This is a genomic window from Pseudomonas sp. AC252, assembly GCF_979258105.1.
In genome coordinates, this window is the sequence record NZ_OZ409837.1 from 2,829,760 (window position 1) to 2,841,908 (window position 12,149).

General features: G+C 61.3%; 7 protein-coding genes. 4 read left to right on the plus strand and 3 right to left on the minus strand.

The genetic code is table 11. From position 1 onward, the window contains the following. Positions 1-5: 5 nt before the first annotated feature. Both ACZZZ4_RS12860 and ACZZZ4_RS12865 read left to right on the plus strand, forming a co-directional pair. Positions 6-1,739, plus strand: a complete 1,734-nt coding sequence (locus ACZZZ4_RS12860) for a PTS fructose-like transporter subunit IIB (protein WP_415763652.1) — start codon at positions 6-8, stop codon at positions 1,737-1,739. 171 nt (positions 1,740-1,910) lie between these two features. After that, the gene (locus tag ACZZZ4_RS12865; RefSeq protein WP_415763651.1) at positions 1,911-3,452 is read left to right on the plus strand and encodes an alkaline phosphatase D family protein; all 1,542 of its coding nucleotides are present in this window, start codon (positions 1,911-1,913) and stop codon (positions 3,450-3,452) included. A 119-nt stretch (positions 3,453-3,571) separates the two neighbouring features. Here the strand turns inward: ACZZZ4_RS12865 and ACZZZ4_RS12870 are convergent, their stop codons facing one another. Together ACZZZ4_RS12870 and ACZZZ4_RS12875 are read right to left on the minus strand one after the other, a co-directional pair. After that, positions 3,572-6,100 carry a PepSY domain-containing protein gene (locus tag ACZZZ4_RS12870; RefSeq protein WP_039759714.1) on the minus strand — a complete coding sequence of 843 codons (2,529 nt, stop codon included), beginning with the start codon at positions 6,098-6,100 and terminating at the stop codon, positions 3,572-3,574. Positions 6,101-6,336: 236 nt separating this feature from the next. After that, entirely contained in the window at positions 6,337-8,652 is a 2,316-nt protein-coding gene (locus ACZZZ4_RS12875; protein ID WP_463547974.1) for a TonB-dependent receptor, read from the minus strand. A 207-nt stretch (positions 8,653-8,859) separates the two neighbouring features. Between ACZZZ4_RS12875 and ACZZZ4_RS12880 the strand changes: the two genes are divergently transcribed. Beyond that, positions 8,860-9,540 (plus strand): Fe2+-dependent dioxygenase, encoded by a 681-nt coding sequence (locus ACZZZ4_RS12880; RefSeq protein ID WP_434767689.1) that lies wholly within the window; start codon positions 8,860-8,862, stop codon positions 9,538-9,540. Next, entirely contained in the window at positions 9,537-10,295 is a 759-nt protein-coding gene (locus ACZZZ4_RS12885) for a tetratricopeptide repeat protein (protein WP_463547975.1), read from the plus strand. Before ACZZZ4_RS12880 ends, ACZZZ4_RS12885 begins: the two co-directional genes overlap by 4 nt. Before the next feature lie 186 nt (positions 10,296-10,481). On the opposite strand, the gene ACZZZ4_RS12890 is transcribed toward ACZZZ4_RS12885, so the two are convergent. Next, positions 10,482-11,645, minus strand: a complete 1,164-nt coding sequence (locus ACZZZ4_RS12890; RefSeq protein ID WP_073473833.1) for a type III PLP-dependent enzyme — start codon at positions 11,643-11,645, stop codon at positions 10,482-10,484. Positions 11,646-12,149: the final 504 nt, after the last annotated feature.

Here is a 12,149-nt window from a genome sequence, read left to right on the forward strand (position 1 = left end):
TTGTGATGAAGTTAGCCATTGTTACGGCTTGCCCGAACGGCATGGTCACCAGTGTGCTGTGCGCACGTCTGCTCGATGCAGCGGCGCAGCGTCAGGGCTGGAGCACCAGCGTTGAAGTGGTCGATCCGGCGCACCCGGAACGCGAATTGTCGGCGGCGACCATCGAAGCTGCGGAGTGGGTGTTGCTGGTCACCACCGGCGCGGTGGACATGAGTCGCTTCGTCGGCAAGCGCGTGTTCCAGATCGCTCCGGCGCAGGCCTTGCAGGATGTCGAAGCGGTGCTGCGTCGCGGTGCTGAAGAGGCCGAAGTCTACGTGGCCAGCGAGGGCGAACCGGCGATCGATGCGCCCCGTGCGCCGCGCATCGTCGCCATCACGGCCTGCCCGACCGGCGTCGCCCACACCTTCATGGCCGCCGAAGCGTTGCAGCAGACGGCCAAGCGCCTGGGTTATGAATTGCAGGTCGAGACCCAAGGCTCGGTCGGCGCGAAAACCCCACTCAGCGCAACGGCCATCGCCGAGGCAGACGTGGTGCTGCTGGCGGCAGATATCGACGTCGCCACCGAGCGTTTCGCCGGCAAGAAAATCTATCGCTGCGGCACGGGCGTTGCGCTGAAGCAGTCCGAAGCAACCCTGAAAAAAGCCCTGGCCGAAGGCGCTGTGGAAAGCGCAGCAAGCGACGGCAAGGCTCCGGCCAAGTCCGAGAAAACCGGTGTCTACAAACACCTGCTCACGGGTGTGTCGTACATGCTGCCAATGGTGGTGGCGGGTGGTTTGCTGATCGCGTTGTCCTTCGTGTTCGGCATCACCGCGTACAAGGAAGAAGGCACGCTGGCGGCGGCACTGATGCAGATCGGCGGCGAAACCGCGTTCAAGCTGATGGTGCCGCTGCTCGCCGGTTACATTGCCTACTCGATTGCCGACCGTCCGGGCCTTGCCCCGGGGATGATCGGCGGCTTGCTCGCAGGCACTCTGGGCGCTGGATTCATCGGCGGGATCATTGCCGGTTTCATCGCTGGTTACGCCGCCAAAGCCATCGCCCGCTATGTGAAATTGCCGCAGAGCCTGGAAGCGCTGAAGCCGATTCTCATCATCCCGTTACTGGCCAGTCTGGTCACCGGCCTGGTGATGATTTACGTGGTCGGCAAACCGGTCGCCGGCATGCTCGCGGCGCTTACGCAGTTCCTCGATAGCATGGGCACCACCAACGCAATTCTGCTGGGTGTGTTGCTCGGCGGCATGATGTGCGTCGACCTCGGTGGGCCGATCAACAAGGCTGCCTATGCGTTTTCGGTGGGGCTGCTGGCCTCGCAGAGTTACGCACCGATGGCCGCGACCATGGCCGCCGGCATGGTGCCGCCGATTGGTCTGGGCATCGCCACCTTCATTGCCCGGCGCAAGTTTGCCCAGACTGAACGCGAGGCCGGCAAAGCCGCTTTCGTGCTGGGCCTGTGCTTTATCTCCGAAGGGGCGATTCCGTTTGCCGCGAAAGACCCGCTGCGGGTGATTCCGGCGAGCATCGCCGGCGGCGCGCTGACCGGTGCCTTGTCGATGTATTTCGGCTGCAAACTGATGGCGCCGCACGGTGGCTTGTTTGTGCTGGCGATCCCCAATGCGATCAACCATGCGCTGCTGTACTTGCTGGCGATTGTCGCGGGGAGCCTGGTTACGGCGGTGGTGTATGCGCTGCTCAAAAGGCCTGAGGCTGTCGAGTTAGCGCTGGAACCCGCCAAGGCTTAGCTGACGTCGCAAAACCTGTGGGAGCGAGCTTGCTCGCGAAAGCGGTGTGTCAGCGAAAAAATTTCGACTGATAGGTACCCTTCGCGAGCAAGCTCGCTCCCACATGGTTAAGGGTGTCATGGCGAGTTCATATAGGCATGCTTAAGTTTTCCCTTTTGCAGGGAGAACACCATGAGCGATTTCAATCTCGGCCGGCGTCGCGTCATGCAAGCGGTCGGCGCCGGGCTGTTGCTGCCGGGGCTGGCGCCGGCGGTGATTGCTTCGGTCAAGGATCGTCCGCAGCTCACCGACGGCGTGCAGTCCGGCGACCTGCTCGGCGACCGCGCGATGATCTGGAGCCGCAGCGATCGGCCGGCGCGCATGGTGGTGGAGTGGGACACCGGCAGCCTGTTCGGCAACCCGCGCAAATTCGTCTCGCCACTGGCCGATGCGCGCAGCGATTTCACCGCCCGCGTCGAACTCACCGGCCTGCCGGCCAACCAGGCAATTTTCTATCGCGTGCACTTCGAAGATGCCCAGAGCGGCGTCGCCAGCGAACCGTGGTTCGGCCATCTGCGCAGCGTGCCAACGACAAAACGCGACATCCGTTTTGTCTGGAGCGGTGACACCGTCGGCCAGGGCTTCGGGATCAACCCGGACATCGGCGGGATGCGCATCTACGAAGCCATGCGCTTGCGCTTGCCGGACTTCTTTATCCACAGCGGCGACACCATTTATGCCGACGGCCCGGTGCCCGCGCAACTGACCACCGAAAGCGGGCGCATCTGGCGCAACATCACCACTGAAGCCAAGAGCAAAGTCGCGCAGACCCTCGACGATTATCGTGGCAACTATCGCTACAACCTGATGGACGAAAACATCCGCCGCTTCAACGCCGAAGTGCCGCAGATCTGGCAGTGGGACGATCACGAAGTGGTCAACAACTGGTCACCGGGCAAGCAACTGGATGAGCGCTATCAGGAGAAAGATATCCACAAGCTGGTCGGTCGCGCCCGGCAGGCGTGGCTGGAATACGCGCCGATGCGTTTGCAAGCGGCGGACGGCGGCGGGCGCATTTATCGCAAGCTCAGCTACGGGCCGATGCTCGACGTATTTGTGCTGGATATGCGCAGCTATCGCGAAGCCAATGACGACAACCTTGGCGCGGCAAAACCGTTTCTCGGCCGTGAGCAACTGGATTGGCTCAAGCGCGAATTGAAGGCATCGAAGGCGCAGTGGAAAGTCATCGCCGCCGACATGCCCATCGGCCTTGGCGTCCCGGACGGCGAGGTAAGCCCAGGCGTGGCGCGTTGGGAAGCCGTGGCCAACGGAGACCCTGGCCCGGCGCAGGGGCGTGAGCTGGAAATTGCCGAATTGCTCGGATTTCTACGTGCGCAGCAGGTGCGCAATTTCGTGTTTCTGACGGCGGACGTGCATTACTGCGCGGCGCATCACTACCACCCGGACCGTGCCGCGTTTCAGGATTTCGAACCGTTCTGGGAGTTCGTCGCCGGGCCGTTGAATGCCGGCAGCTTCGGGCCGAATCCGTTGGACAAGACGTTCGGGCCTGAGGTGGTGTTCGAGAAGGCGCCGCCGGCGCAGAACACCTCGCCGTTTGCCGGGTTTCAGTTTTTTGGCGAGGTGAATATCGACGGGCAGAGCGGTGAGATGAGTGTGGTGTTGCGGGATCTGGATGGCATCGCTGTTTTCGAACAGAAACTCCAACCGGTCTGAGCACCGCGTCCCCTGTGGGAGCGAGCCTGCTCGCGAAAGCGGACTTCCAGCCAACACCAATGTTGACTGTTAAATCGCCTTCGCGAGCAGGCTCGCTCCCACAAGGGGATGGTGTTGGGTCAGTAAACATCCCGGCGATAGCGGCCCTGTTCGATCAGGCGTTCGACTTCGGCGCTGCCGAGGATATCGTTGAGGGCCTGGTCGACGCCTGAGGCCATCCCCTGAAGGCTGCCGCAGATATAGATGACGGCACCATCTGCCAACCATTTCTTCAATTCATCCGCCGACTCACGCAAGCGATCCTGCACATAAACCTTTTCAGCCTGATCCCGTGAAAACGCCAGGTCCAGCCGCGCCAGATCACCATTGACCAGCCACTCTTCCAGCTCAGCGCGGCAGAGGAAGTCGTGCTCGCGGTTACGCTCGCCGAACAGCAGCCACTGTCGTTGCTGACCGTCGGCAATGCGTGCCTTGAGCAAGCTGCGCAGGCCGGCCAGGCCAGTGCCGTTGCCCAGCAGGATCATCGGCACCGGCTCGTTCGGCAGGTGGAAACCACTGTTGCGCCGCACGCGCAGGCTGATGCTGCCGCCCACTGGCGCGTGTTCGGTGAGCCAGCCGGAGCCGATGCCGAGGCTGCCGTCGTTGTGCTGTTCCTGACGCACGATCAGCTCCAGCACGCCGTCAGCGGCAATCGAGGCGATGGAGTATTCGCGCATCGCCAGCGGCACCATCGCGTCGACCAGCGACTGCGCATGCAGGCCCACCAGATGCGCGCGGTGTTCGGGCAGTTGCCGTGAGGCGAGGGCCACTTCCAGTGGTTCGTCGATACCATTGACCTTCACCTGAGTTTCGCCACGGATGCCGAGGCCGTCGAGGAAATGCTCGATGGCCCACGGGCAGTTGCGCGGCAGCACTTCGACCAGGTCACCGGCCAGCCAGCTGCGCGTGTCCGGGGCTTTGAGGCCGAGCAGGTAGACCGGCGCGCCACTGCTGTCGGGGTTCATCAGGTCGCGCCGGACCAGTGTCCAGTTGTCGTAGCTGGGTGCTTGCCAGGTTTCGCTCGGCGCCTGTCCGGTGAGCTGGCCGAGTTGCGTTTGCCAGTGACGCAGCGCGTAGGGATCGCCGCTGTCGACTTCCACTGGGGCGAACAACGTCTTGCCGCCGTGTTCGCCGAGCCATTGATGCAGGCGCTTGGCGAAGCCGCAGAAGTGCGCGTACTGCCGATCGCCGAGGCCGAGGACGGCGTAGTTGAGGCTGTCGAGTGTCGAGGCCTTGGCCAGCACTTTGCGCTCGAAACCACGGGCGCTGTCCGGCGCTTCGCCGTCGCCGAAGGTGCTGACCACGAACAACGCGTTGTTCGAATCACGCAGATCCTGTTCGCTGAGATTGCCCAGTGGCTGCACGTTGACCGGCAGCCCGGCGGCCTGCAATTGCCCGGCGGTCTGCCACGCCAGTTGCTCGGCGAATCCGCTCTGGCTGGCGAAACCGATCAGCCATGCCGAAGCATCGGCGGACGGTTGTGCGAGACCTTGGCGGGCATCCTTGATCTGCTTTTTCTTGCGTCGACGGTCCAGATACAGCAGCCAGCCAGTGATGAAAAACAGCGGCATGCACACCGCCGCAATCGTCACGATGATGCGCCCGACGAGGCCGAAGTAGCTGCCCACGTGCAGCGCATAAATGCTGGTCAGCAATTGTGCCTTGAAGCTTTTGTCGGCATAGCGGTCGACGCGTTTGACTACGCCGGTGGCCGGGTCGAGGGTGATCTGGTTCAGCGCGCGATCATGCGGCGAGCTGTCGAGCAGGTAGAACACGGTTGCCGGTTGGCCGGCCACTGCTGGCATGCGGATGTTGTACGCGGCCAGACCCGGGCCGGCGGCGCTGTAGATGCTGCTCCACATCGCCGCGTAGTCGGCGGTCGGTGCCGGGCCTTCCGGCGCCGGGCCGCGCCCGCCGCGCACGCGTTCGTTTTGCGGCGCGTCGGAAAGCAGGCGGGTCAGGCCTTTGTTGTACCACTCGTACGACCATGACAACCCGGTCAACGCCAGCAGCAGATAGACCAAAAGGCACCAGGTGCCGGCCACCGAGTGCAGATCCCAATTGAACGCGCGGCCCTTCTTTTTCCAGTCCAGGGTCAACCACACGCGCCAGCTGTTCCATTGGCGCGGCCAACGCAAATACAGGCCAGAGAGACAGAAGAACAGCAGCATCAAGGTGCAGGCGCCGGTAATGTTGCGCCCGGTGTCGCCCATGGCGAGGAAGCGGTGCAGCTGCAGCATCAGGCCGAAGAAATCCTGGCCGGTGGCGTCGCCCTTGAACTCGGCGGTGTATGGGTCGAAGTAGCGCATTTCGCCACGCCGTTCGCCTTTGGGTGGGGTGAAGTAAACGCGTGCGGCGTGACCGCTGTCGGTCTCGACCCAGAGCATCGCGACTTTCTTGCCGGACGCGGCTTCGATGCGTTCCACCAGTTCAACTGGCGGCAGCACGCCGGCGACCTGTTTTTCCACCTGCAGAACGGACGGATTCAGCGCGCGCAGGATTTCGTCCTGAAACGAATAGGCCGCGCCGGTGATGCCCATCAGGGCCAGCACCAGCCCTGCGGTGATGCCAAAAAACCAGTGCAACTGGAACAGGGTTTTCTTCAACACGTCACTCGCCGTCCGTTCGGAAATTGTCATCACGGCGCGCATTATGCCGTGGGTTATCAAGAAGCGTTTTGCGTAACACACAAAAGCCCCGTTCAACTGAATGAACGGGGCCTGATCCGTTTCGCAGATCTCATGTGGGAGCGAGCTTGCTCGCGAAGGCGTCGTGTCAGTCAGCATCGACTTCACTGAGCCACCGCTTTCGCGAGCAAGCTCGCTCCCACAGGTTTTCACATCGGTCAGAAGTGGAAGTTGGTGCTCAACAGCGCCGTGCGTCCCGCCGCCTGGTTGGCGAAGTGGGTCGAGAAGGCTTTGTCGTAATAGGTTTCGTCGGTCAGGTTCTGCACGTTGAGTTGCAGGTCGACGTTCTTGGTCAGCTTGTAGGCCGCCATCGCGTCGTAACGCACGTACGAATCGACCATCGTCGTGTTCGCCACACTGCCGTAGACGTCGTCGACGTAGAACGCGCCACCACCGATCGTCAGCTTCGGCGTGACCTGATACGTGGTCCACAGGCTGGCGCTGTTTTTCGGTGTGTTCGGCAGATCGTTGCCGTCGTTGGCGCGACCCAGCGGGCCACCATCAACCTGTTCGCTGTCCATGAAGGCGTAACCGGCGAACACCTGCCACTTGTCGGTGATCTTGCCGCTGGCCGACAGTTCGAAGCCTTGAACGCGGGTCTTGCCAGCGTTCTCGTAGGAACTGGTGTCGACCTGCACGCGAGCGTTTTCCTTCTCGGTGCGGAAGATGTCGGCGGTCAGCGACAGGCGATCGTTGAGCAGGTCCCACTTGGTGCCGATTTCGTAGTTCTTGGTGGTTTCCGGCTCCATGTCGCTGCTCAGCAGATTGCCGCTGCGATCCGGTGTGCCGCCCAGCGGGTTGCCTTCCTGGCCTTCGCCCAGGGTGTTGCCCGGCGGCGTCGCCGAGGTTGCATAGGAGGCGTAGATGCTGCCGTTTTCCGCCGGCTTGTAGACCACGCCGAACTGGCCGGTGACGAACTCGCTGGTGTCATCACCCTTGGAGGTGGTGGTACCGGCGGCGTTGTAGGTCTTGTAGTCGGTGTCGAAATGGTCGTAGCGCAGGCCCATGTTCACCAGCCATTGCTCGGATAACTCCAGCGTGTCGAACACGTACAGCGCGTAGGTGTCGGCCTGGGTGTCGGTGCCGGCGTAGTTGCGCGAGATCGCGCCGTTCCACGGGTCGTTTGGATTCGGGTTAGACAGCGAGGTGCAGTTGTAACCGCTGGCCGCGCCGATCAGGCCCGGGTTGCAGTTGGTAGTGACAGCGCTGGTGCGCGGCGTGGTGTCGGTGTTGACGTTGTACGAGGATTTCTCGCTCTGCTCGCGGGTGTACTCAACCCCGGTGGAGAAGCTGTTCTTGAAACCGGCCACGTAAAAGGTGCCGAACAGATCGGTCTGGTTGGTGGTGGTTTCGGTGTTGCTCACCCGCGTGTTGGCCCGGCGCCAGACGCTGCCGTTGTTGACGTTACCCTTGCTGTCGTCCGGCTGGGTCAGGATGTAATCCTGCATGCTGGTGCCGTGGCGCAGGGTGTTCTTGATGGTCAGCGCATCATTGAGGTCGTGCTCGATGGCGAAGGTCGCGGAGTCGGTGCGGCCCTTGCGGAAGTCGCGATCCAGACCATAAAAATTGTCGTGATCGCCACCGGCGTACGGCTTGTCCGGGTTGGACTTGGTGCGCGCGGCCGATCCACCGGTGGGAATGGTGTACGGGATGCCCGAGTCCGGGGTGTCGTTGCTTTCCAGATGGTAGTAGTCGAGGTTGACACGGGTGTCGGTGCCCAGGCCGAAGGCCAGCGACGGCGCGATACCCCAGCGGTCGTAATCGACCTTGTCGCGGCCGGCGACGTTGCTCTCGTGGCTCATCAGGTTGAGACGGCCGGCAGCGCTGTCGCTGAACTGATAGTTGCCGTCGAGGGTGTAGCGCTGGGTCTGGTCGGAGCCGTAGGTGAAGCCGCCGTCGAACGAGTTGCCCAGATGAGCTTTCTTGCTCACCAGATTGATGCTGCCGCCGGCCGCGCCGCGACCGCCGATGGCCGAGTTCGGGCCTTTGCTGACTTCGATGTTTTCCACGGCGAAGATTTCGCGGCTCTGCGAACCGGTGTCGCGCACGCCGTCCAGATAGGTGTCGCCCTGGGCGTCGAAGCCGCGAATGAACGGACGATCGCCCTGCGGGTTGCCGCCTTCACCGGCGCCGAAAGTGATGCCCGGCACGGTACGCAAGGCGTCCTGCATGTTCAGCGCGCCGGTGTCCTTGAGCACTTGTTGCGGGATGACAGTGACCGAGCGCGGCGTGTCGACCAGCGGCGCGGTGTACTTGGGCGAGGAGGCTTTTTCGACCTGATAGGACGTCGAGTCCTGGGCTTCGCCGGTGATGGCGGTGGCGTCCAGGGCGATGGCGTTGCCGGACGCTTTGCTGTCGGTCTTTTCTGCTGCGAAGACCATCTGTCCAGCGGAGCCGGCGGTGATTGCGACACCGATTGCCGAGGCGAGCAGACGTGGTGAACTGACCGGTAATTGTGCGTGTTGACGTGCCATTTTTATTCCCCTCCCCAAGGATTTGAGGCGGCGGAATATAGGGTAAACAGGTATTCGTATCAATTGCGAAACATTGTTATTCGCATTGAATTTACATTCTTTACAATTTGCCCTTACGGTTTTTGCCTGTTCGTTCGTCTCGCGGGTTTTACACGGTCAATAAGAATCAATACCATTGCCGCCTTCTTGCCATCAGGTGACATCGCCATGCTGCTGCACATTCCCGGGCTGTTTGCTAAAGACGAAGTGCAGCGCATCCGCCTGGCGCTGGAGCAAGCGGATTGGGCCGACGGCAAGATCACCGCCGGCTTCCAGTCGGCCAAGGCCAAGCACAATCTGCAATTGCCCGAAGGCCACCCGCTGGCCAAGGAAATTGGCGCGGCGATGCTCGAGCGGCTGTGGAAGAATCCGCTGTTCATGTCCGCCGCATTGCCGCACAAAGTCTTTCCACCGTTGGTGAACTGCTACACGGCCGGCGGCAGTTTCGACTTTCACATCGACAATGCCGTGCGCCAGCCCAAGGGCAGCATCGAGCGGGTGCGCACCGATCTGTCGGCGACGCTGTTTTTCAGCGAGCCGGAAGATTACGACGGCGGCGAACTGGAGATTCAGGACACCTACGGCACCCAGCGCGTGAAGCTGCCGGCCGGTGACATGGTGCTGTATCCGGGCACCAGTTTGCACAAGGTCAATGCGGTCACACGGGGTGCGCGCTATGCGTCGTTTTTCTGGACGCAAAGCCTGGTGCGCGAAGACAGCCAGCGTGCGCTGCTGTTCGAAATGGACGGGGCGATTCAGCAGTTGACTCGGGACGTCCCCGATCACCCTTCGCTTGTCCGCCTCACCGGCACGTATCACAACTTGCTACGGCGTTGGGTTGAAGTATGAGTTTCCAGTTGCGCCGCGAGGAAGTCCTCGACGCCGCCGGGCTGGCGGCGATGCTTGAAGAAAGCCCGGCCCGCGCTGCTCAGGCGATTTTGCTCGCGGCGGGCGAGGGCGAGGTTGAAGCGCAGGCGTTGCTTGGGCAGATCCTGCTGGATGGCCATGGCATCGCCCAGGATCAGCCATTGGCGCTGCGCTGGTTCGCTATTGCCGCCGGCCGCGGGCATCTGATGGCGCGCAACATGCTCGGGCGTTGTCATGAGCATGGTTGGGGTTGTGCGGCGGATGCCTCGGTGGCGGCGCAGCATTATCGAATCGCCGCGGAGGCGGGGCTGGACTGGGCGATGTACAACCTCGCCAATCTGCTGGCTACCGGACGCGGGGTGGCGGTAGATCATCAGCAAGCGCTGGCGTTGTACCGGTGCGCGGCTGAGTTGGGCCATGCGAAATCGATGAATCTGCTGGGGCGTTATCTGGAGGAAGGGCAGGTGTGCCCGGCGGATCCAGTTGCGGCGCGTGAATGGTATCGGCGCTCGGCTGAGGGTGGGGATTTTCGTGGGCAATTCAGTTTTGCTGCAGTTTTAGCGGATGAGGGGCGGATTGATGAGGCGGTCGATTGGCTTGAGAAAGCCTTGGCCGGCGGAAATCTGAATTTTCTGCGGGTGGCGAGTCAGACGCTGGCTGATGCGACAGATTTGCGGATTCAGGCTTTGGCAACTCGGTACCAGCGGCGTGCAGATGAACTGACCCGCACCGCATAACCCTGTGGGAGCGAGCCTGCTCGCGAAGTCGTCGTGTCAGTCACCCACATCTGTACTGACTCACCGCTTTCGCGAGCAGGCTCGCTCCCACAAGGGATCTCCAGTTATTCATGGATCACAAAAAAGCCCATGACACGTCATGGGCTTTTCACTTGCAGCTTGCAGCTCAAAACTTGCAGCTGCTCCTTAAACGTAAAACGACTTCAGCGGCGGGAAGCCATTGAACTCGACCGCGCTGTAACTGGTGGTATACGCACCGGTCGACAGCCAGTACAGGCGATCACCAATCGCCAGGTTCAGCGGCAGGCCGTACTTGTAGTTCTCGTACATGATGTCGGCGCTGTCGCAGGTCGGGCCGGCGATCACCACTTCTTCCATCTCGCCTTTCTTCTCGGTCCAGATCGGGAACTTGATCGCTTCGTCCATGGTTTCGATCAGGCCGGAGAACTTGCCCACATCGGTATACACCCAGCGCTCGACGGCAGTGCGCGACTTGCGTGCAACCAGTACCACTTCGCTGACCAGAATACCGGCGTTGGCAATCAGCGAACGGCCCGGTTCGAGGATGATTTCCGGCAGGTCATCACCGAAGTCTTCCTTCAGGAAGCGAATGATTTCTTCGGCGTAGGTTTCCAGGCTGTTGGTGCGGGTGATGTAGTTGGCCGGGAAGCCGCCGCCCATGTTGATCAGCTTCAGGTGAATGCCGTCTTCTTCTTTCAGACGCTCAAAAATAACTTTGACCTTGGCGATCGCCGCGTCCCATACGCTGATGTCGCGCTGTTGCGAACCGACGTGGAACGAGATGCCGTACGGCACCAGGCCGAGGTCGCGAGCGAGAATCAGCAGGTCCATGGCCATGTCGGTCTGGCAGCCGAATTTGCGCGACAGCGGCCAGTCAGCAGTGGTCGAGCCTTCAGTGAGAATACGCACATAGACTTTCGAACCCGGTGCAGCCTTGGCGATGTTGCGCAGGTCGGCTTCGGAGTCGGTGGAGAACAGACGCACGCCCTTGTCGTAGAAGTAGCGGATGTCCTTGGATTTCTTGATGGTGTTGCCGTAGCTGATACGGTCCGGGCTGACGCCGCGATCCATCACTTTGTCCAGCTCGTAGATCGAAGCAATGTCGAAGCTCGAGCCCTTGTCTTTGAGCAGGTCGATGATCTCGACGGCCGGGTTGGCCTTGACCGCGTAGTAGACCTTGGCGAATTCGAAACCGGCGCGCAGGTCATCGTAGGCCTGGGCGATCATCGCGGTGTCGATCACCACGAACGGGGTTTCCTGTTTGTCGGCGAACGCCTTCATTTTGTCGAATGTAGCGCGCGCGAAATAGTCTTCGACCTGGATCGACATGCTGGGTGCTCCTATGGGCAAACTCGTAAAAACAATGGGTGCATGAACGCCCTCCGTATCCCCACTTTGGTTCGCCTACTTCCCAAGGCATTGCCGCCGAAAGCAAAAAGGCCATCCAAATCGCTTGAGAGCTACTGCGCTTGACAATCCTGCGTTGGGAAGAGGCTCGGAATGCTCATTTACAACCAGTAAACTCCGCTTCCTCGCCTCTTCCCGCCTTGTCTTGTCTGCGCTCGCTACGCTCTCAAACGATCTGGACCAAATGTCCCTTGGCCTTGCTGTCTCGTCGTCAGTACTTGAGCCGGATGGATCGTTTCCAGCATGGACGTTCGGCGCGAACTTTAGGGCGTGAGGGGCGCGAGATCAACTAAAAATGTCGCGTTTTTGCACGGTTCTGACGTGCGTCGCGTTCATCACTCCTTCTACCCGACCGAGATGACGGGGAGATGTTCCCGGCGAATTTTCGAGTGTTAAACATATCTGCACGTTCGTGGCTTTTGTCAG

What these genes read in the sequence shown, in the direction of transcription:
- ACZZZ4_RS12860 (WP_415763652.1), top strand. Translation starts at nt 6, where the DNA reads ATGAAGTTAGCCATTGTTACGGCTTGCCCGAACGGCATGGTCACCAGT.
- ACZZZ4_RS12865 (WP_415763651.1), top strand. Translation starts at nt 1,911, where the DNA reads ATGAGCGATTTCAATCTCGGCCGGCGTCGCGTCATGCAAGCGGTCGGC.
- ACZZZ4_RS12875 (WP_463547974.1), bottom strand. Translation starts at nt 8,652, where the DNA reads ATGGCACGTCAACACGCACAATTACCGGTCAGTTCACCACGTCTGCTC.
- ACZZZ4_RS12880 (WP_434767689.1), top strand. Translation starts at nt 8,860, where the DNA reads ATGCTGCTGCACATTCCCGGGCTGTTTGCTAAAGACGAAGTGCAGCGC.
- ACZZZ4_RS12885 (WP_463547975.1), top strand. Translation starts at nt 9,537, where the DNA reads ATGAGTTTCCAGTTGCGCCGCGAGGAAGTCCTCGACGCCGCCGGGCTG.
- ACZZZ4_RS12890 (WP_073473833.1), bottom strand. Translation starts at nt 11,645, where the DNA reads ATGTCGATCCAGGTCGAAGACTATTTCGCGCGCGCTACATTCGACAAA.